General features: G+C 48.6%; 21 protein-coding genes and 1 tRNA gene. 6 read left to right on the top strand and 16 right to left on the bottom strand.

The genetic code is table 11. The annotated features are described in order from the left end of the window. Nucleotides 1-12 precede the first annotated feature (12 nt). A complete protein-coding gene (locus tag SIC45_RS04750) occupies nt 13-234 on the bottom strand; it encodes a hypothetical protein (RefSeq protein ID WP_319631265.1) in 222 nt (73 codons plus the stop codon). A 114-nt stretch (nt 235-348) separates the two neighbouring features. Between SIC45_RS04750 and SIC45_RS04745 the strand changes: the two genes are divergently transcribed. The 5 genes from SIC45_RS04745 to SIC45_RS04725 all read left to right on the top strand — a co-directional run bounded on the left by SIC45_RS04745 (nt 349) and on the right by SIC45_RS04725 (nt 5907). Then, nucleotides 349-1644, top strand: a complete 1296-nt coding sequence (locus SIC45_RS04745) for a globin-coupled sensor protein (RefSeq protein ID WP_319631264.1) — start codon at nt 349-351, stop codon at nt 1642-1644. Between the two features lie 57 nt (nt 1645-1701). Further along, nucleotides 1702-2676: a DUF4003 family protein gene (locus SIC45_RS04740; protein WP_319631263.1), complete on the top strand. Its 975-nt coding sequence runs from the start codon at nt 1702-1704 to the stop codon at nt 2674-2676. 137 nt (nt 2677-2813) lie between these two features. Further along, nucleotides 2814-4079: a DUF1565 domain-containing protein gene (locus SIC45_RS04735; protein ID WP_319631262.1), complete on the top strand. Its 1266-nt coding sequence runs from the start codon at nt 2814-2816 to the stop codon at nt 4077-4079. A gap of 81 nt (nt 4080-4160) precedes the next feature. Further along, entirely contained in the window at nt 4161-5051 is an 891-nt protein-coding gene (locus SIC45_RS04730; RefSeq protein WP_319631261.1) for a YihY/virulence factor BrkB family protein, read from the top strand. An 82-nt stretch (nt 5052-5133) separates the two neighbouring features. Continuing rightward, on the top strand, nt 5134-5907 hold the full coding sequence (locus SIC45_RS04725) for a Cof-type HAD-IIB family hydrolase (protein WP_319631260.1): 774 nt from the start codon (nt 5134-5136) through the stop codon (nt 5905-5907). Between the two features lie 139 nt (nt 5908-6046). Here SIC45_RS04725 and SIC45_RS04720 read toward each other — a convergent pair whose 3' ends face one another. The 15 genes from SIC45_RS04720 to SIC45_RS04650 form a co-directional block, all read right to left on the bottom strand. Then, nucleotides 6047-6865: a glycerophosphodiester phosphodiesterase gene (locus tag SIC45_RS04720; protein ID WP_319631259.1), complete on the bottom strand. Its 819-nt coding sequence runs from the start codon at nt 6863-6865 to the stop codon at nt 6047-6049. 269 nt (nt 6866-7134) lie between these two features. Further along, nucleotides 7135-7377 (bottom strand): hypothetical protein, encoded by a 243-nt coding sequence (locus tag SIC45_RS04715; RefSeq protein WP_319631258.1) that lies wholly within the window; start codon nt 7375-7377, stop codon nt 7135-7137. 200 nt (nt 7378-7577) lie between these two features. Further along, nucleotides 7578-7745 (bottom strand): hypothetical protein, encoded by a 168-nt coding sequence (locus SIC45_RS04710; protein WP_319631257.1) that lies wholly within the window; start codon nt 7743-7745, stop codon nt 7578-7580. 175 nt (nt 7746-7920) lie between these two features. Beyond that, a tRNA-Arg gene (locus SIC45_RS04705) sits at nt 7921-7995 on the bottom strand. A gap of 149 nt (nt 7996-8144) precedes the next feature. After that, nucleotides 8145-8612, bottom strand: a complete 468-nt coding sequence (locus tag SIC45_RS04700; protein WP_298783975.1) for a hypothetical protein — start codon at nt 8610-8612, stop codon at nt 8145-8147. 117 nt (nt 8613-8729) lie between these two features. Beyond that, entirely contained in the window at nt 8730-9986 is a 1257-nt protein-coding gene (locus tag SIC45_RS04695) for a Glu/Leu/Phe/Val dehydrogenase (RefSeq protein WP_319631256.1), read from the bottom strand. A gap of 14 nt (nt 9987-10000) precedes the next feature. Continuing rightward, nucleotides 10001-10555, bottom strand: a complete 555-nt coding sequence (locus SIC45_RS04690) for an isochorismatase family cysteine hydrolase (RefSeq protein WP_319631255.1) — start codon at nt 10553-10555, stop codon at nt 10001-10003. After that, nucleotides 10555-11862, bottom strand: a complete 1308-nt coding sequence (locus tag SIC45_RS04685; RefSeq protein ID WP_319631254.1) for an ArgE/DapE family deacylase — start codon at nt 11860-11862, stop codon at nt 10555-10557. Before SIC45_RS04685 ends, SIC45_RS04690 begins: the two co-directional genes overlap by 1 nt. A gap of 166 nt (nt 11863-12028) precedes the next feature. Further along, a complete protein-coding gene (locus tag SIC45_RS04680; protein WP_319631253.1) occupies nt 12029-12709 on the bottom strand; it encodes a M50 family metallopeptidase in 681 nt (226 codons plus the stop codon). Further along, the gene (locus SIC45_RS04675; RefSeq protein ID WP_319631252.1) at nt 12703-13182 is read right to left on the bottom strand and encodes a DUF6884 domain-containing protein; all 480 of its coding nucleotides are present in this window, start codon (nt 13180-13182) and stop codon (nt 12703-12705) included. Before SIC45_RS04675 ends, SIC45_RS04680 begins: the two co-directional genes overlap by 7 nt. Nucleotides 13183-13193: 11 nt before the next feature. Beyond that, the gene (locus SIC45_RS04670; RefSeq protein ID WP_319631251.1) at nt 13194-16271 is read right to left on the bottom strand and encodes an efflux RND transporter permease subunit; all 3078 of its coding nucleotides are present in this window, start codon (nt 16269-16271) and stop codon (nt 13194-13196) included. Between the two features lie 83 nt (nt 16272-16354). Beyond that, nucleotides 16355-16924: a TetR/AcrR family transcriptional regulator gene (locus SIC45_RS04665; protein ID WP_319631250.1), complete on the bottom strand. Its 570-nt coding sequence runs from the start codon at nt 16922-16924 to the stop codon at nt 16355-16357. A 28-nt stretch (nt 16925-16952) separates the two neighbouring features. Next, nucleotides 16953-17690 (bottom strand): TSUP family transporter, encoded by a 738-nt coding sequence (locus SIC45_RS04660; RefSeq protein WP_319631249.1) that lies wholly within the window; start codon nt 17688-17690, stop codon nt 16953-16955. Nucleotides 17691-17770: 80 nt separating this feature from the next. Next, complete coding sequence (locus SIC45_RS04655) at nt 17771-18370, bottom strand: hypothetical protein (protein ID WP_319631248.1); 600 nt, start codon at nt 18368-18370, stop codon at nt 17771-17773. Next, complete coding sequence (locus tag SIC45_RS04650; RefSeq protein ID WP_319631247.1) at nt 18367-20388, bottom strand: thioredoxin domain-containing protein; 2022 nt, start codon at nt 20386-20388, stop codon at nt 18367-18369. The genes SIC45_RS04655 and SIC45_RS04650 overlap by 4 nt, the downstream gene beginning before the upstream one ends. A 156-nt stretch (nt 20389-20544) precedes the next feature. On the opposite strand from SIC45_RS04650, the gene map reads away from it, so the two are divergent. Beyond that, the gene (gene map, locus SIC45_RS04645) at nt 20545-21285 is read left to right on the top strand and encodes a type I methionyl aminopeptidase (RefSeq protein ID WP_319631246.1); all 741 of its coding nucleotides are present in this window, start codon (nt 20545-20547) and stop codon (nt 21283-21285) included. The last annotated feature ends 30 nt before the right edge of the window (nt 21286-21315 follow it).

Here is a 21315-nt window from a genome sequence, read left to right as displayed (position 1 = left end):
CAATCTTCCCCTCTACTTCTCCATATTTTCTGTCTCCTGTCTGCCTGCAATCTGCACCGCATGGACAACAGCAATTGCAGCCACAAAAATAGACGGAACGTACACCGTAACGAGCAGACTTACATACAGCACAAAAAACAACACAGCCCAAAGGTATTTTTTAACATACACCTGCCCTGCTCCTGGAATAAAAAGCGACAGCAGCCCCGCTATCCACATCTTTTTGTTCCTCATGTTCCATTCCCCGCTTCCTAAAATTTTTAGTTCTTCATGAATACTAATATTTTTTCAGCCGATATAAGAAGTACTGAATTCCACAAACTATTATTGCATCAGGAGGCTATTAATATGCTGTTTTCAGCAAAATCATCATCTGCACCTGCTTCACAATTTCCAGGGGACACCCGTTCCGGCAGCCGGATCAGGCTTTCCCCCGGGAGCGACCTGCACCGCCAGCTCCAGCTGATTCATCTGACCGACCATGACCTCTACATACTGTCCGAACTCCAGCCAGTCATTGCTGAAAACATCGAGGCCATTGTTGATGCTTTTTACCGCAACCTTAAGAATGAACCCAGCCTGCGCGCTATTATTGAAGAGCACAGCTCGGTCGAACGGCTGAGCCGTACGCTCGCTGTCCATGTTCAGGAAATGTTTCAAGGGACGATGGAGGATGCCTTTATTCAAAAACGGCTGAAAATTGCCCAGGTTCATCTGCATATCGGCCTGCTTCCTAAATGGTATATGTCCTCGTTTCAGGACATGGAGCAGTCCATCCTGTATTTTATTGACCGGCATCTCATCAACCGGGCTGACATGCTGCCGGCGGTTCGAGCAGTTACGAAAATTATTAATCTCGAGCAGCAGCTTGTGCTTGAAGCCTATGAGGAGGCCCATCTTACGCTCCACAAAGAACAGCAGACTGTGAAGGATCGTCTGCACGAACAGATTTCTTTCACCACCCGCTCGCTCCTGGAGGTTTTTAACCAGACAAATACCTCTGTGGCTTCGCTTACTGCGACCTCTAACAGGGTTGGTGCCATTTCAAAGGAAAGCGTTCAGAGCAGCTCAGAAGCTGCCTCCCGCTCCGAAGAGGGAAAGCACGAGCTTGAACAGCACGGAAAGCATATGAAAAGTCTTCAGGAGCTCATGGATTTTATGCGCACCGAGACAGGCGAACTTAAAGCAATTGCAGCTAAAATTGATGATATCACAAACATCGTCGCAGGGATTGCTGAACAGACGAATCTTTTGGCCCTGAACGCTTCAATTGAATCTGCACGTGCCGGTGAACACGGCCGGGGGTTCGCGGTTGTAGCCACAGAAGTCCGCAAGCTTTCCGGTGAAACAAAAAAATCAGTGCATACGGTATCTGAGCTTGTCCGGAAAACTAATGACCAAATCCAGCTTGTGAGCAACCACATTGAAAACGCGGACAATCAGATCAGTGACGGCACAAAACGGGTTCATGAAATCAACAGCATGTTTGACGGTATCGTGCAGGAAATGGCAAAAAGCCGAGAGCAGAGCAATGACGCCGAAACGGAAGTACATTCACTCATCCGGGAGCTGCACGAGGTCGAGCAGGCTATTTCCCAGGTAGGCAGTTCTGTTTCCTCCCTCCATGATTTAACACAGGAATAATATTCCCCGCTTCTCATGCTATACTTGCAATATAGCCAGAGAAAAGGAGGGCCCAGATTGGAAACTCAGGATCAGCTTACAGATATCACAAAACAGTATTTGCACACCTATGAGGCATTAAAGAAAAAATATCCGTGGCATCATTCGGACGCCCGTATGTTCATGCTGATGGCATCAATGTACTCTCTGCACCAGAAGTCATTTGATATTGAACAGTTCGATTATCTCCAACAGACGATTAAAAAGAAAAACAGCTGGTTTTCTCCGCTTCGGTCCCACCAGCGCTTTCCAATCGCCGGAATGCTTGACTGTCTGGCTGAGAACCCCGAAGACAGCTGGAGTGGTTTTAAGCAGGTGTACAGCCAGCTGGTTAAAGGCCCGTGGGGGCGCGGCACTTCTACGTACGCTGCCGCTTTGTCTTATTACACATTCTTCCGGGACGACTTTTCAGCTGTGCCGGCATTTACTGCCTGGTATGAGTTCCTTCAGGGATCCTTTCCGGACTTAACGAGTACAGACTATTATCCTCTCCACGCGCTTTATATTTATCAGTTTCCCGGAAACAAGGAGCAGATGATTGAGCATATGAACAACGCTCATCATCAGCTGTTGCAGCGGGACTTTAAAAAAGGTACCCAGATCCAGTACCTTTCCTTTTTAGCTGCTCTGAATCTTGAGAGCATGAACGAGAATGCATATTTTGAACGTTTTGACGAAATTCTACGTCACTGGGAGTCCGAGCAGTGGCACGTACGCCCGTTCTATTATTCGCTGCTGGGAGTGCTCGGATTTACAGCTTCTTTTTCTTCTGTTATTGATGACGCCCGGAGCATTCACTTCCTGTTGGCTGAGCAGAGTGAGTTCCGGAGATTTCAGCATTTTGCAGTTCATATCTCCATTCAGATTGCTGTGGCTCATAACGCTTCAGCACAAGGCGCCAGCCTCTCTTCATCAGTAGTCGATACGCAGCGGGCTGTGGCCCTGCAGGCGCTGAATTCTTCAACTTCTGCTTCAGCCGCGATAACGCTGTAAAACAAACTGAAGGCGCAAGCTGCCCCTTGCGTCTTCTTCCAATTTATAACTGTTGCAATTATTACAATTGTGCTACGATAGTTTCTGCTTATTCACCTACGCTTAACGTCTCAACAGTTCACAGGGAGGGAATTCAGATGCCACGTTTTTATTCTGTTATTATGATGCTTTTTTTCTTATTATTTATAAGCGGCTGCGGCATGCTCCCTTTTTCTGCTGATTCCGGCGAGAGTGACGGGGGAATATTTGTCTCCCCGTCAGGAAGTGATGAGCAAAATGGCACCATCGATGCTCCGTATCAATCGGTGCAGCAGGCCTTTGATACCGCAGAAGCCGGAGATACTATATATTTACGGGAAGGCACCTATCGGGAAAATGTAAAAGTAAACCAGCAGGGCGAAGAGCAGCTTCCCATCACTATACGTCCATTTGAAAAGGAAAACGTCCATTTAAAAACTGCTGGCGAAAAGCCGTTTTTCGCTTTAGAGGATACCGAATACATAACGATTAAAAAATTCACCTTCCATCAGGAAAACACAGCCTCTGTGATCGTTTCCTCCGGAGAAACCCGGGCCCTTCAAATACTTGACAACCGCTTTTTATCGTCTCAAAAAAAGGAAGAAGAGCCCGGATCAGCAGTCCATATAGCCAGTTCAGAGGCAGACAGCATTCATGAGGACACGGTCATAAGCGGGAACACTGTCGAAAGATGGAAGTATTCCCCAGCCTTTTCACTAATCGGCAATATAACATCGTTTACGGTCTCCCATAACCGCTTTGAGAAGACTTCCGGGACGTCTCTCGATCTTCAGGCAGTTCCGGGAGAAGTAAACGGCCGCGTCCCGTCCGGCGGCAACGTAAAAAACAATATCATTAATTCTTCGAGTACAAGCTCCGACCCGGGCATCGCTGTCGACGGCGCCCATTCGATCGCTTTTTCCCATAACACTATCAGTGGGGGGGCGATTGGCACATTCATCCGTAATACTTCCTTTGCGGAAACGGAGGATCTTTCGTTCAAAAATAACATATGGCGGAACCAGACGTCGGTTGGTACAGCACTGGTGCAGGGGCCTGCTGAACGACCTATCAGCCGTGTGTCCTTTTCAAAGAACACCTGGCAAAATGCCCATGGCAGCCGGGACTCCGCACAGCTGCGCATCCAGTCCTCCATCCGGCATTTAAGCGTCATTAACAACGATTTTAAAGGAAGTGCGTTTGATGGATTTTACATTGATGCCACCGAAGACATCAGCACCTATGTTACTCTTAAGGATAATTCCTTCCCTTCTTCTGCCAAAGCCGAATGGAAATGGGAGGGGCGTAAATTCCGGGATCACTTTACATTTCAACAGTATATCGAACATGATGCCCCGGCCTCTTCTTCTGAAGAAACTGATTAGAGGATCTGCCACTGCGGGAGTTCAGTAATCATAACCTGTGCAGCAGCTGTGCACAGGTTTTTCCTTGCTCTTTTTAACCTCTTGTATAATAACAGAATAACAGCCCGAAGGAGTGATAGTATCAAAAGCATAACTGCTTTTATTCAAAATCTTTTTTCAGAATTAATGAAGGATAACGCTGCCGGTCTCGCAGCACAGCAGGCTTTTTATTACCTTTTATCCATATTCCCGCTGCTTATATTGTTTCTATCGCTTCTTCCCTATTTTAATATCGATGCCGACCGGGCTGTTACGCTTTTATACCAGTTTGTTCCTGCAGAGGCTGCTTCCCTGTTTCAGGATACGATTGAAGAAACGATAAACAGTTCGAGCAACGGCCTGCTTACCCTCGGGATTATCGGCACTATATGGACAGCGTCCAATGGACTGAATGCTTTTATCAAGGCGGTGAACGGGGCTTATGATGTTCCGGAGACACGGTCCTTTTTAAAGGTGCGGCTGTTATCTGTCGGTTTAACCTTTGGGTTAATGCTTTCCGTTATTATCGCACTCTTACTGTCCGTTTTTGGCAGCCTGATTTTATCATCGGTCCAATCATTTATTTATGTCCCGGAGGATACTGTTTTTCTTGTTCAGCTCCTGCGCTGGCTTATTACTATTTCAATTACCTCCGTCATTCTCGCCATGCTCTACCACCTTGCCCCGAACAACAATATGCCGTTTTGGTCCGTTCTTCCGGGGGCGATGACTGCGACTCTGCTCTGGCAGGTGATATCGCTGGGATTCTCCTTTTATGTCAACAACTTTGCCAACTATGCCTCCACGTACGGCAGTCTTGGCGGCGTCATCGTGTTAATGCTGTGGCTGTTTTTGGTTGGACTGATTCTTGTCATCGGCGGGGAAATTAATGCGCTCGTTTATCGCCGAAGGCAAAGAATGCATCCAGCCCCCCTGCTTCACGATTACTATTAACTTCCCTTGACTCTGCATTGGTAGAACGCAAATGATTGTAGTATACTAAACGGGCAAAAGTGTAGAAAAGGAGAACCCATACATGAGTAAAAAAATGATTTTTTTCGATATTGACGGCACACTGTATGATGAAAACAAACAGCTTCCTGCTTCCACGAGAGATGCTATTCACAGGCTCCGGGACAAAGGCCATGACATCGCAATCTCCACCGGAAGAGCACCGTATTTGTTTGACGATCTCCGGGAAGAGCTGGGTATTCACACGTTTATTTCGTTTAACGGCCAATTTGTAAAATACAACGGCACTGCTATTTATCAAAATACGATTCCTACCGAAACACTTCAGTCTCTGCAGTCCTTCGCTGCTGAAAAAGAACATCCGATTGTATTTATGGGCAGCAATGACATGAAAGCGAATATTGAATTTCACCATGATATTCATGACAGCATTACCACGCTCGGCGTTGGACATCCGGAATTTGATGCTTCGTTCGCGGAGCAGAACAATATTTACCAGGCACTTCTGTTTGCCCGGGAGGATGAAGAAGACCGTTATATAAACAAGATGCAGGATCTGCGATTTGTGCGCTGGCATCCTTATTCACTCGACGTCATTCCTCCAGGGGGCTCCAAAGCAAACGGGATCAAAAACCTGATCGCCGAAGCAGGCATTGAGCTTGAGGACTGCTATGCCTTTGGTGACAATTATAACGATGTGGAAATGCTTCAGTATGTGCCAAACAGTGTTGCCATGGGCAACGCTCCGGACGAGGTTAAAAGCTGTGCCCGCCATATTACGGCTGACGTGGGCAATGACGGTATTGCACGCGGTCTTGAAAAAGTAGGTCTGCTCTAGCGAACCAGCTTTCTTCGCATAGTAGAGTGCATAATCAAGAAGCCCCTTTATAAAAAAGGCGGTTTTTTTCTGTATAATTTAATATATAGTGATACAAATTCGGTAAACGAAATTTTAAAACGGATGAAAAAAAGAGTCTTCATTCTTTAGAAGGCTCCTTTTGATTCGCAGGTTCTGATGGCTTTGATGGTTCTGTTTGTTCGGAAGGCCCCGGTTCCTTTGGCGGTGCCTGCTCAGGGGGGTACAAATACTGCTGGAGTGCCTTTGGCTTATTTGTAATAATCCCTGTGACGCCGGCATCTATTGCTTTTTTCCAACCGCTCTTTTTATCAATGGTGTAGGGAACAACTTCGAGCTCCTCGTTAATAGCGTCGTCAATCCAGGATTTATCGATTGTGCGGTAATGAGGATGAAGCTCTGTAGCCCCGACGATTTTAGCGTATTCACAAGGACGGTACAGGTGTACCGCGTAAAGAATAGCGATATTGACCTCTTCCGACAGCTCCCGGGCGTAGGCCATCGACCTGTGGTTAAAGCTTGATACCGTAGCCGTTTCTATTTTTTCATAGTTATTCAGCAGGCTAATCACAGCTTCTTCAAGCCCTTCATGGGCAATATTGGAATTTTTTAATTCAAGCACAAGCCTGGTCTTTTCAATGCTTGGTTCCTGCAGCAGTCGCTCCAGGCTGACGATTTTTTCCTTGCGGTATCGTTTATGCATCCATGCCCCGGCGCTTAAATCCTGCAGCTCTTTGTATGTATATTCATGAACACTTCCGGAAGCGCCGGTCGTTCTTTTCAACAGCGTATCATGGATCAGTACCGGAACCCCGTCCTTTGACAGCTGCACATCTGTTTCAATTGCGTCTGCCCCGTCTGTGACAGCCTGGCGGAAAGCCGACATGGTGTTTTCCGGGCGGCGGTCTGAAGCTCCCCGGTGCGCTATAATTGAAGTCAAAATATCTTTCCTCCCTGCACACAACCGTGCAGCCTGCTTTTTGACAGCAGGCCATCCTATCGGTTATAATCGTTCTTTTCAGCTTTTTCGCCCGATTTTTATAAATCTTGCCTGCATTCTTATGGTGCTCTTAATTATATATTCACATTACGGGCATTCAAAATCAACCATTAAGGTTTTTCTTTTAAAAAACGAACTGTGTCGACCCGCCTTTTCTGATTTTCTTTAGGTGGCGCAGAATGGAAAGCTGCAGTTACAGCATATTCTTTTTAATTATTCCTCGCTTTTTGAGACAGAATATACCTTTCACTGATACCCAAAAAACGTAATTCTCCCCTGCCGTTAGACGAAACGGAAGACGGTTCCGAAGACACATCTTCTTTTGATAAGCTGTTGACCTCTTCGTGCATCTGAATCGTCTGAATGCTCGATTCTGTATCATACCAATGGTATCCGAACAGACCGGCAATACCCAGACCGATTACCGTAATAATTGCATAAAATTTCCCCATGCTCCCCACTCCAATTGCGTTTCGTTTGATAAATAATAATAGGTCTGCAGCCCCCCTGCCGCAGCTCCATCCATTTTATATAAGCTTCTAGCTATTACCCTATATTATATACCCCAAAGATGATACAAACTTGAATCATTTTTCGGTTAATTATGAGCTTAGCCCTACAAAATACAAAAAAACTCCGCCATGGCGAAGTTTTATAAAAGCATGCATGTATTTAATAGTACAAGCGCAAGCAGCGAGCTTCCGTATAACAGGGAACACAGCTGCCGGGTTTCTTTTGTATCTGCATTCGTGTTCCACAGGCCATAAAACAGGTAGGTGAGCACGGTAAATAACATCAGGGATAAAACAATAATAATCATGTTAACTCCCTTCCAGCTTTTTGTCAGAATCTTTAATTTAATTTTAATGCATGCATTCGCGCATTTCAAACCTTTTTCACTTTTGGACACATATTTTCTCCAGGGCAACTTTTATACCAGAAACGGATTAAACAACAAACCCCCGGGCCCAGGCCCGGGGGGTACTTATATATTATGGCGCCCTAGGCAGGATTCGAACCTGCGACCTACAGCTTAGGAGGCTGTTGCTCTTCCCCTGAGCTACTAGGGCTTATGTGAACTACTATAAATACACGGATCTTTGCTGCAACAAACAAAGACAAATGTAAGAATACGTGTAAATACGCTTATTGTCAAGATTCCCTTTCGAAAGCATATGATAAAAGAAAGCACCCAACCATCAAGTTGGATGCTTTTTTACTATTTCGTTACTTTATATTCCCGCAGCATGTGAGCGAATACCTGCTCGATATGCTTTTTCTCAAGCTTTGTGCAGTCTTTTGGCTTTTTGCCGGCTTCGGCAATTACCCACTGGTTGCTGCGCGTGTCGATCAGGTACAGTTTATCGTTTGGAAGGAACACCTGGCTGAGCGATTTCTTTTTCGGTTCATCCAGTGTCAAATCAACCATAACGTCGATGTTACGGTCGAAGTGACCGCTGACGGATCCTTTTAATTCAGACTCCAGCAGTTCAATGGTGAACGTTTCGTCCCTGAACCGTTTTCTGTAGTCTTCTTTTTCCAGCTCGCCCTGTTCTACAATTTCCGTTAATACTTCGTCGAAATCTCCCCAGAGCTTATCAATGCATTTACTGATACGCTTCATTTTTTCTGCTGTCGTGTCTTCCGTGTCGTTTTTATGAAAATCAAATTCTTTTGACCAATCCATCTAATCCCTCCTAGAACTCTTAACAGTTTTCCTTCCCGTTCCCGGAAAAGCTCACACTAGCATTTTATCTTGTTGACTCCCCTATGACTATAGCTTCATGCAGAATTTGTTAATTTTTTATATCCAGCCCCGGTACTCCATTGCTTCCTGCAGCCGGTTCATGGCAAAAATCATGGCACCGTTTCTGTTGGTTGTGTTGTGTTCGTAGGCCGATTTTTCCGTTTGTTCGTACGCTTCGAGTATAAATGCCTTCATCCGTTCATTAATTACATCTTCGGACCAATAGTAATTCATGTGGTTTTGAACCGATTCCAGATACGACACAATAACACCACCGGCGTTCACTAAAATATCCGGATAGACTGCCTGTCCCTGCTCCTTTAAAATATGGTCTGCTTCCGGTGTCGTCGGTCCGTTTGCAAGCTCCATAATTTTCGGGGCCTTTACCCGTTCTGCGTTTTCTTTTGTAATGACCCCTTCCATGGCAGCCGGTATCAAAATATCCGTATCCGTATAAAGAATGTCCATGGTATTTTCGAGCAGATAGTCTTGCCCGTAATCCTGCAGGCCGTTGTTTCCTGCTTTTGCCTGCTGGGCTCGCGGAATATCAAGACCGTCCTGTGCATAAAGGGCGGCTTTGGAATCGCTGACGCTTACAACTTTACAGCCTAAATCGTACAGCAGTCTCGCGGCGATCTGGCCGGCGTTTCCAAAGCCCTGCACGGATACACGTACATCTTCGGCACGTTTGTTTTCCTGCTCGAGCATTTTTTCGATAATATACACAGCGCCGCGGGCTGTTGCCGATTCCCTCGCTTTTGAACCGCCGACAAGAGGCGGTTTGCCAGTAATAACACCAGGCTCATGACCGCCGGCCATCCGCGAATACGTATCCATCATGACGCTCATGATTTTCGGATCCGTATACACGTCCGGGGCCGGAACATCTTTATTGGGACCCAAAAGATCAAACAGGGCCTCCGTGTACCCTCTGCTTACCTGGCGAAGCTCCCGGTCACTCAGCATGGAAGGATCACAGACGACGCCTCCCTTTGCTCCGCCATGCGGAATCTGCACAAGCGCACACTTAAATGTCATCCAGGCAGCCAGCGCACCTGTTTCCTCTTCATCTGTCTGTGGATGAAAGCGGAGTCCACCCTTCACCGGACCGAGCACATCATTGTGCTGCGTCCGGTAGCCGGTAAACATCTGCGTATGGCCGTCGTCCATTTCCACTGGGAACTGGACCTCCACTTTTCTTTTCGGGTATTTCAGTATTGTTTCTACAGTGTCTGGCAGTTGAATAATCCGGGACGCTTCAGCGATCTGCTGGTGCACCACGCCGAGCGGCCCCTGGTTGTTTTGTCCGGTCATGAGTTTCTTCCTTTCTATTGGACTGATGCCCCTAAAATGTTTTCTGCGTGTTTCAGCGCAAACGCGTGCCCTTCCTCGTCAAAGCTTGCCACGGCATCCTGATGGATGACGATATCAAATCCTTTATTGTAGGCATCCACTGCTGTATGAAGAATGCAGATATCGGTACAGACCCCCGCAAGATGAAGCTCGGTAATGCCACGTTCCCTTAACTTCAGCTCCAGGTTTGTTCCTGCAAATGCACTATACCTTGTTTTGTCCACCTGCCAAACATTCGGCTGGCGTTGTATAGATTCATACAGGCTCTGAATGCTTCGATAAAGGTCCCTCCCCTTCGTTCCAGCTATATTATGGGGAGGGAACAGCTTCGTTTCCGGATGATAATCATCTCCTTCTTCGTGGCGGTCGAGGGCGAATACGACAAAATCACCTGCGGCCTGATACGTTTCGATTAATTGATAAATGGCGCCTTCGATTTTCTGTCCCGGCTCTCCGCAGGTGAGTGTACCTTCCTCTGCCACAAAGTCCATCGTGTAATCAATCACAATCAAGGCTCGCGAATAGCTCATCAGCTTTCCCCTTCCTTTTTATGAATGCCGCACCACCGGATTAAAAAGTCTGCGTACACCTTCGTTACGTTTTTTATACTTTCAAGGTCCACCCATTCATCCGGCTCGTGCATCTTTGCCCCAGATGGACCGTAGCATGTAACCGGAGTATTATAATAAAGGCCGTAATACCGTGCATCTGTCGTTACTGGAATGGCCTGTCTGCCACATTGTTTTCCGGTCACCATTTCGTGGGCTTCATCGAGCTTGGCAAATAGCGGGTCTTCCTCAGGCATCACCATCCCCTCAGCATGGAAGCCGAAGGATTCGAAAGAGGGCGGGTATTCGCGGAGCCATTCATCGTCTTTCGTTTTATCGAGAATCCAATCGATTAAATCCTGCTTGCCTTCGGCCGGGTCCTTCCCCGGGTAAATTGCAGACCTCACCTCAAGAGTCGCTTCTACAGGAATATTGGAGGCAAAGTCTCCGCTGTGCATCGTTCCCACCTCAACGTCGATCGGTTCTGTCATATGAGCAAATTCCGGCGGCTTTTGTTCATCCCGGTTGACGTATTCCCGGTAGCTCTGCAGAGCTTCAATCACGCTCTGTGCTTTTTCGATGGCATTCGCTCCGACACCGGTTTGATCCGACTTGAGGTTGCTGCTCGTATCGATATGAATGCGAAGCCAGATGCTTCCGAGCTGGGCGGTGGATGGACACTGCCCAAACGGCTCCGGAATGAGAACGGCATCAGCCAGGTGCCCGGCATTCGCTGCTGCGAGCGTTCCGTTGCCTGTTGCTTCTTCTTCAATAACCGTTTTGATGGAAAAATCAGCTGACGGTTCATAGCCTGCATCCTGTATGGCTTTATAGGCATAAATCATTGCCGCAACGCCGCTTTTCATATCGAGTACACCGCGTCCGTACATACGGTCCCCAATACGATGGGCTCCCCATGGATCCACGCTCCATTTGTGCTTTGGCTCTGGGCTTACGACGTCCACATGGCCCTGGAACAGCAGACTCTTCCCGCCGGAATCCCTCGAACTGCCCGGCGCTTTTGCCACTACTACCGGACGGCCCGCGTAGGACCACTCGCTCGGGGAGTACCCCGGAAGAGAACTGATTTCTTTTTCATCGACATCCACTGTCTCCACGTCCATCTGAAGCTCGTTCTGGAAAAAATTCTTTAAGTATAATTGAAGCGAACCTTCATATTCGATCGTACTCGGAAACCGGGCTATCGTCTGCAAAAACTCTATTTCCTCTTCCCACAGCTTATCAACTGAAGCTGATATTTTCTGACTCGGATTGATGGTTTCGGTCACTCGCTATCCCTCATTTCTGAAAATCTCTTTTTCACTTCAGCTTTTCCCATTTTCGCTTTAAAGTATTCTTCAAGCTTTAAAATCTTCCTTTTTATAAAACAGCTTCGGTTTGTTAACGCCGTCTGTTTTTCCGGATAAAAAAAGAGAAAACAACTAAGCGTTTTCCCTAAATAAGTACAGCACTGTCCCACTGCAGCCAAAAGCCGGCTGAAAACCATGCTGCTGCAAGCGCCAGTGCAAAAAAGAGCACACCCCATACCTGCGCGGGGATGCGGGTCACCCTGTACATCCCTGTAGCATCTCCGGCATCCCCCGGCATCTGCAGACTCCGCTGCAGAATGATCCAGGCCGAGCGAACCGACTGAATAACCAGAAGTACGCCGAGAATGAACATAATCCACATCATAAGCATAATCATATTTTCGATAAGCAGATACAGCCCCCCGCCCGAAGCTGCCAGCCCCCAGATAATCCCGGCAGGATTGCGAACCCATAGAAGCGTATTCCAAATGAGCAGGCCTACGAGGCCAATCATGAGTCCGCTGTACCAGCCCGAAGTAAATATCCAGCTGTAAAGAACGGCCATTCCGCTTGCAAACGGATAGCCTGCAAACGTTGTAAGCGCCTGGCCAAGCTTGCCCTTATGGCCCGTTTCAGCAATCCCCTCCCTCGTATAAAATAAAGAAATCGACCGCACTCTCCCTCCGGTGGCAAGCGCCATGAAAGCATGACCGTTTTCGTGCACCATCGTTTGAAACAACGATAGATAGGTGCCGAGCACAGGGATGTACGTAAGCGCCATTAATACGACAGCTGCTGTCAGAAAAAACAGGATCGTTTCTACCATGACTCTTCTTCCCGGGCATGAAGGGGAAGCGGGCGATGGCTTGCTACCGCCTGCTTTAGCGCCTGCTGCATGTACCCCATCCCGCGGTATTCCCGGAGCGGAAAAACAGTTCTTCCCATAGGCAGTATCCTTGTCACGACCGTATCGTATTTTTTGCCGAGCAGTACGACATATTGGTCGTACTCACTCATCTGTTTTTCCTGCCACTGCTGCGTGCAGAAAGACCGTGAGACCTCGTCCTGCTGTCCTTTTCCAAATGTAACATCGTAATTTGTATCAATGAGCTCCTGTGGGTACATAAACCCGTGTTTCCCGGAGAGTACGGCCCACTGATCAGCGAATGTCTCTGCGTAAGCCCGGCACAGCTGATGAAACGTACTCTGGTACACGTGTTTTACAGGAAGTGGCCCGAGAGCCGGCTCCGTGTCCCAGGCTTTTTTCGCCCCGCAGGGAATAATTGCGAGCTGTTTCAATACCATTCACCTTATTTCTTTGATTTTCGCGCACGTCGTTTTTGGTCGCTTTCCGTTTTCCAGGTGTACAGGGCCGGAACCAGCAATAGTGTCAGGATGGTGGAAAAGACAAGCCCTGTCACAATAGCTGTGCCCAGCGGCTGAAACAACGGGTTGTCTCCAAGAGCGATCGGAAGAAGACCAGCGATGGATGTCAGGCTTGTCAAAAGAATTGGCCGGAATCGTGCTTCCCCCGCTGCCACCACGGCTTCTTTAACACCTTCACCGCTCCGTATGCGCTGTTCCATAAATTCTATCATAACGACCGCATTCCGTACGACGATGCCGGCAAGGCTGACTGCCCCCATCATCGACATGAATCCGAGACCTGTCTGTGTAAGGAACAAACCGAGAATGACCCCCGCGATTGCCACATACACTGCACTCAAAACGATAAACGGGATGCGCAGCGAATAGAACTGCAGCGCAAATAATATGAGCAGCAGGAAAACCACTACAATAAATATTTGTCCGATATCAATAAATACATCGTTTCGTTCGGATGTCTCTCCCCCCACCTGGACATTGACGCCGCCGTATTCATTTTCAATGGAGTCAAGAGAATCCCCGGCCGCCTCTAAAATCTCATCCTCAGAAGCATCTCCCGGATAGGCACGTACCGTAATGGTCCTTTCCGTGTCTTCGTGCGGGATAGCGGAGGTCGTTGTCTCCTCTGCACCCTCTCCCAGATCATTTAAAGTAACTGCTTCCCCGCCTTCGTTCCTGGCCATAACGATTTGGTCCAGGTCGCTGTTTGTCACCTGCTCGCCGTTATCATACATTATTTGGACTGGCGCAATCTCATTATTCTCGTTCCACTGCCCAAATGGTAACCCTTCCCCGAGCAGGCGAAGCTCTGTACTTATGGCCTCATTAGTTACACCTGTATCTTCCAAAGCTTCTCCGTCCCGCTCGAACTGCCACTGGTTTACGTTCTGATTGGCGTTTGAAACCGCTAAGTCAACACCTTCTGTTTCTGCAAACAACGATTCAACCTCTGCTGCAGCAGAAAATAGTTCATCCGTTTCTTCTCCGGAGAGCTCGACTGCAATCGGGGCTCCCACCGGAGGGCCGGATTCGACGATCGATCCCTGAGCTTCAACGTTGTCAAAGGTGCTTCGGATCTCTCCCGGCCATCTTTCGCTTGCTTCTCTCGCAGGAATTTCTTCAGGGTTTACATAAACGAGAAAATTCATATCATTCGGGCCGGCAGCGCCGCCTCCCGATCCCCCCGAAAATACGGTAGGAATTTCTGTACCTGCGTATGAAGATACCGACGTTACTCCCTCTCGTTCTTGAAGCCAGCCGCTGACTTTTTCTGCCTCGGCTTCCGTTTCTTCAAGCGGAGTATTTTCCGGCACAGAGGCTTCGATAAATACTTCCTCCCGTTCCGTGTCCGGGAAAAATTCGAGCGGTGTGTAAGGTACGAGCGCAAATGCCGACGTTCCGAGTATCAGGCCGGTAAGCGATACAATAATCGGCCTTTTCACGACACGTGCCAGCACGCGTTTACTGTACCATCTGGCTGAGCGGTCAAGAAAGGAGCCCAGAAATCCCGGCGAGGGGCGCCTGTCCTTCTTCTTTCTTCTTTTTTCCACAATGCCACGGTAAATCGGGATAAAAAAGATGGCAAGCAGTGTAGACGAAATCAATACCGTAATAAGCGCTACAGGCAGCGGCCGGATAAATGAACCCGCCGCACCTGGAAGGAATAAAAGCGGAAAAAAAGTGAATACGACAGCAAGCGTCGACACGATAACGGAGACAAGCACTTCGCGCACTCCGTTGCTCGCTGCGTCAATTGGGCTGTCACCCATCCGGAGCCGGCGGTCAATGTTGTCGTTTACGACAATCGCATCATCCACAAGAATCCCGAGTGAGATGATAAAAGCAATTAAAGAAATTTGATTCAGGCCTACATCGGTAAATGGAAGAGGAATCATCCCGATTGCAAGCGCCGCCGGGATCGATATGGCTACCGACAGCGCCGTCCGCAGCCGCAGACCGATGGAGCATACAATTAATACCGATACAAATGCCACCACGAAGGAGATGGCCAGACTTGAAAATAAATCATCCACGACATCGCCCTGTGTATATAGCTGGGTCAGCTCCATCCCCTCAGGCAGCTGCTGCTTAAAATCCGCTATCACTTCATCTAAATTGCCTTGTGCCTGTGGCACACTCGCATTTTCCGCGAGAAAGAATGTTACCGACAGCGCCGACTGTTGATTATACTCCACCTGTTCTTCAATCGGAGCATAGGTGTTTTCCACAGTGGCGACATCGCCAAGCATAGTGCTTTCCCCATTGCTCTGCTGTCCCATACTTATTTCAATGTTTTCCCAGTCTTCCACATTTTCAAGCGCTTCAAGCTCTACCTGGTACAGCTCTCCGTCCAGCTGCCATTCGCCGGGCGGAATGACTTCCGAAGCGGAAGAAAGCGCCCCGATAACCTGGCCGGACTGAAGCCCTTCCTCCTCCAGTGCTTCACTGTCGAGACGGACCTGCAGCTCACGCTCCACGTCGCCGGTGATTTCCAGACTGTCGATATCAGGTAGCCCGGTGAACCGCTGCTCCCAGTTCTCAATTAACTGTACCGCCTCCGGAACCGCTTCCTCCTCCACCGTCAGCTGATAGATAGCAAGCCCCTGCTGGCTCAGCTCACTGTTGATGGACGGCTCTTCGGCATCATCTGGAAACGAGGCGCTTACCTGCGACAGTCTCTGCTCGAGACTGTTCCACACCTGCTCCGGGTTTTCCGTGCTCTCATCAAGCTCTACTGTAATGGACGACAGCCCGGGTGAGGAGACCGAAGAAATAGACGCTGTGGCCGATTCGTTATCAAGCTCTTCCTCGAGCTGATTCGTGACCGTCGTTTCCACTTCTTCGGCCGAGGCTCCTGGATACACCGTCGTCACCTGCCCCACCGGCGGATTCGTTGATGGAATTTCTTTTTGCGGCAGCTGGAAAAAAGACAGCGTACCGACAATGACCAACATCGCAATAAATAATAAAATCAGCTTTGGTTTTGCAATTATTTTTTTCACGTTTTTCCCCCCAGTATCATTACCCCCAGTATACTTTGTTTTGAACGAAAATGACACTAGTGTCATTTAAATTTAAAAATTATTTATGGATGTCTGATACCGTTTAAAAAAATATTATAAATGGTCTCCACCCACTCCTCCTCATTCAGGGACGGATCCGGCGCCTGTACGGACACCATCAGCATCCTTGTGATGCCATGTGTCGGGAGGTCCCCGCGGATAGCTCCTTCTCTTTTGCCGGCTTCAATCAGTGTATACGCACGGCTCCCGAGCATGCCCAGGTACTGCTGGAGATGTTCTACGTTTATTTCCACCTGCGCCGAAGCATGGTGGTCCATAACCGGGAAAATGTCAAAGGCCTGATGGACCGAGGCCTGCTGCACCCACACCCTGATATAGGCCTTCATCCGTATGGAAAAATCCGGCTGCCGGTCGGCTTCGTCAAGCTGGGCAAAGACATGCTCCAGCTTGTCGAGCATATAGGCCGTCACTAATTCTTCCTTTTTAGCGTAATAATTGTAAATAGTGCTTCTCGCCACCCCGAGTCGCTCCGATAGGGCTTTGAAATGAAACGAATGGTAGCCTTCGTCCATGATTAGCCTTTCCGTTTCCTGAAAAAGCGTTCTTCGGTCGATTGTTCGCTGCCTCGGCATCAGGCTTCTCCTCCTCTCCATTTTAGTTTCAAGCAAAAAACAGCATATTGAGACCGGCTATTCCAATAATAACGGCCGTGAGTGTACGAATATGCTTTTGCGGCAGCTTTTCAAAATAGCGGATGCCAATTCTTGTTCCAAGCAGCACACACACGATTCCTATTGGAATATAAAGCAGCAGCTCCTTTGAATAGTCGCCGGCGCCTGCGTGGGCAAGAACGGTAAAAAGACTTCCGATTAAGAATGTAATCTGCAGGTTCGCTGTGTAATGATACTTGTTGGCTGTGGTTAATAAAAAATAAACAACAAAAAAAGGACCGCCCACGCCAAACACGCCTCCTACCAGCCCACCACAAAAGCCGAGCGTGAGCGGAACCCATTTTGGGACCGGCCGCAGCTTTTTATCCGGCTTTTGGGCAAAGGTATACACGACCATGCCGAGAAGCACGAGACCGAGTACTTTTTTCAGAATGTCCATTTCCCCAAAGTTATGTAGTATAAAAAAAGCTGCAAACCTTCCTGCTGCGGTAGCTGCCAGCAAATATCCGAGCTGCGCCCACTGGATATGCTTATACACCTTGTTTATTATGCTCAGTGCGGTAATCACGGAAAGCGAAATAACGAGAAGTGAGCTGAACTGCAGCGTAAAGAAAAACGGAACAAAGCTCATCACGAACAGTCCGAAACCAAAGCCGCTGACCCCCTGGATAAAGCTTCCGGTAAAAATAATAACAGCGATTAAAACAAATTCCACCACGGCACTCATATTGTCAGAACCCTTCATTACATGCTTTTATTATTGTATCACGCTTTAAATAAAGAGAGAAAAAACGGGAGCGACTTTTGTCACGCCCGTTGATTCGCTACAAAATAAATCATAAACTCATACAGCTGCATCGGCCATTCCCGTTTGGGATGTTCTGCCGGCCAGTGCTGTTCAAGGTATTCAGGATATGCCCCCATCCAGTCGTACGCCACCAGATCTATAAGCTCCGGCGTATGCGACTTCATGCCGTTGTAATAACGGTATTTGGCTTCCTTTTCTTCTTCGAGCGGAGATTTCCGCTTCGGCCACCGCCATTTTTTCTTTTCCTCCTGCTGGATGAATACACACCTCTGTGACAGATGAAGGCGAAAATCCTGCAGACGCTTGCGGTAGTAATCGTCGAGCTCATAAAGCTCCGGCCAGGGCTTGCGGAAATAGTGCATCCAGGCCTTCATAAACGGGGCCAGCACATCTCCTTCCACGATCACCGGCACGCCTTCCTCTTCCCATTGCTTTGCCTCCCGGTTCCGCTGTCGTTCGGCCTCAACCCATTCCCACGGATCCTCAGGAATTTCCGCAAGACGTCCGATCAGCCTGGCTTCGGGAAAATAACGCTTAAGCCTTTCAGACATATCCGGGATCCACGCGTTGTTTTCTGCTTCCACCGTAATAATAGTCATTGCTCATCCTGCCCGGTGTCAAATAAATATTTCATGCTTTCTGTACTGTGCACAGGGGCATGGCAGGAAAAGTCCCGGCAGACATAAATAGTGGTCTTTCCGTTTTGCACCGGATAATCCTCTGCAAATGGAGCCGCCCGGCTGAGATCAGTATCCTCTTCGGCAACCAGGCTTGTCACCTCTGGATGAAAGGCGCGCTGGATGTAGGTTTTCACCCGAAACGCCTCATCATCCTGCGACGGCCGGATAACTACTTCCTTTCTGTCTCCGTGAAAAAGCACCAGTCCCTGCATAAGATGCCCAAAGGCAGTCGGCGCCTGTTCGATTGAAGCCGAAAAAGCTTCCCACGTTTTTTCAGCCGTTCGTTCAAATTCCATATTGCCGGCAAGACGGGCGAGCCTCATCAGCTGTACCGCAGCTACGCTGTTGCCGGAAGGAGCGGCTCCGTCAAATGCTTCCTTCGGCCGGAACAAAAGGGATTCCCCGTCGGATGCTGTCAGAAAGAACCCGCCGTTTTCCCGGTCGTAGTAGTAGCTGATCATCGTTTCTGCCCAGTCAGATGCCTTTTCAATATACTCCGGCTTCCACGTCGAGGCATACAGCTCGGTGCTGGCCCAGATCATATTGGCATAGTCATCCACGTACGCATCGTACTGCACGTCGCCATCCTTCCAGCGGGCTTTAAAGCGGCCGTTTTGATCCTGGAGCCGGTTTTCAATAAAACGGTACGCCTCCTCAGCAAATTCTGTCCATTTTTCCTCCTGAAACACCCGTCCTGCTTTAGCCATCGAGGCAATCATCCAGCCATTCCAGGACGTTAGTATTTTTTCATCCCGGAACGGACGAACCCGCTTTTCCCGGTGTTCGTACAAGGCCTGCAGCGCCCCGCGGCGTTCAGCATCGCTCCATCCGGCAGTCGGACGGTTGATCCGGTTAGGAATGCTTTTTCCTTCAAAGTTTCCGGCGGGGTCGATACCATACTCAATAGCGAACTGTTCACCGCGTACCTCCCCGAGCACGTCTTCAATCTCCTCCGGGGTCCAGACGTAAAATTTGCCCTCTTCCCCTTCGCTGTCAGCATCCTCTCCGCAAAAAAACGCACCTTCTTCATGCGTAAGGTCCCGGTGGACGTACTCAATAATTTCCTCCACCACTTCCTTATATCTCGTTTCACCTGTCAGCTGGTAGGCCTCCGTATAAGCCATTAAAAGCAGCGCGTTATCGTACAGCATTTTTTCAAAATGGGGCACCAGCCACGCCTGATCTGTCGCGTAACGGGAAAAACCACCGCCAATATGGTCTCTGATGCCTCCAGAAGCCATCGCATCGAGCGTGGAGGTGGCCATGTACAGCGCGCCCTCGCTTTCAAACTGATGATAGTAATGCAGCAGGTACATCACAATATGCGGGCTTGGAAATTTCGGCGCAGAGCCGAATCCGCCGTAGGAGGAATCAAACTGCTGGGTAAAGGCCCGGAACGCTGTATGCACGTTGTTGATATTCAGCTGTCTCGTTTCCACAGCCCGGGGCTCCAGCGCTTTGGAAATATCACTGCCCACCTGCGCCACCCGCTCGGGATCGTCCCGGTAAATATCTGAAAGCTGGCTCAGGACGTCCATAATCCCAGGCATGCTGCCCATTTGATTCCGGGGAATATAGGTGGCCGCATAGAAAGGCTTCTGTTCCGGTGTGATGAACACGTTCAGCGGCCAGCCGCCGTGACCGTTCATCGCCTGGCATGCTGACATGTAGATGGCATCCACATCCGGGCGCTCCTCCCGGTCCACCTTTACCGGTACAAATTTTTCATTTAATACCGCAGCCACTTCAGTATTTTCAAAGCTCTCCTGTTCCATCACATGGCACCAGTGACAGGTCGAGTAGCCGATAGATACCATTAAAGGTTTGTTTTCTGCCTCTGCCTTTTCAAAAGCCTCTGTTCCCCATGGATACCAGTCCACTGGGTTGTTTTTATGCTGCTGGAGATAGGGCGATTTTTCGTATTGTAGACGGTTCAACCAATCACGTCCTTTCTTACTAATATTTATTCACGAAAAAGAAGCCGTCCAAACAAGGAAGATATTTTCATCGTCCAGGCAGTTCCCCTTAAATTTTTTATGATAAAATCTAAATGAAATGATCAACATAAACTGCTTAAAAAGTGAGGAAACACAATGATTGCAAAAACAGAAGAGGATTTTCAGGGGCTACGGGAAATTGGCGAAATTTGCGGAACGATTCGCGACAAATTAGTCCAGGCAGCCGAACCGGGGATCACAACAAAGGAACTTGATGACATGGCAGAAGAGCTTTTCAACCAATCAGGGGCTCAGTCTGCCCCAAAGGGCGTGTACGATTTTCCCGGGCAGACGTGCATCAGCATCAATGAGGAAGTCGCGCACGGAATTCCGGGCGAGAGGACCATTCAGGAGGGCGACCTGGTCAATATTGATGTTTCCGGCTCGAAAAATGGTTATTTCGCCGATACCGGGGTCTCCTTTGTGGTCGGTAAAGCCGACCCCGTGTTACAGAAAATATGCGATGCTGCGAAAGAAGCGTTTGACGTCGGCCTTGAGAAAGCTAAACCCGGGGCGAAAAAAAGCGCGCTCGGAAAAGCTGTGCACAATGTGGCTAAAAAGCACGGATTAACTGTTATCAAAAATCTCACCGGCCACGGTATTGGGCGCTCGATTCATGAGCCGCCGGAGCATATTTTCAGCTATTTCTCCCGCTGGGACGATGAAATTTTAAAGGATGGCACGGTCATTGCCTTTGAGCCGTTTATCTCTACTTCGGAAGAGGAGGTTTTCCAGTCTGACGACGAATGGACCCTTTTGACTGATGACAGCTATGTGGCTCAGTATGAGCATACTATTATTCTCACTAAGGACGGACCGATTATTACTACCCTGTAGGAACAGGTATTTTTGTAATTATTTACTGCT

Origin of the sequence: Marinococcus sp. PL1-022 (assembly GCF_033845285.1) — a bacterium.
GTDB lineage: Bacteria > Bacillota > Bacilli > Bacillales > Marinococcaceae > Marinococcus.
The sequence above is the reverse complement of the archived record's forward strand: the minus strand, read 5'-3'. Positions and strand labels throughout refer to the sequence as shown.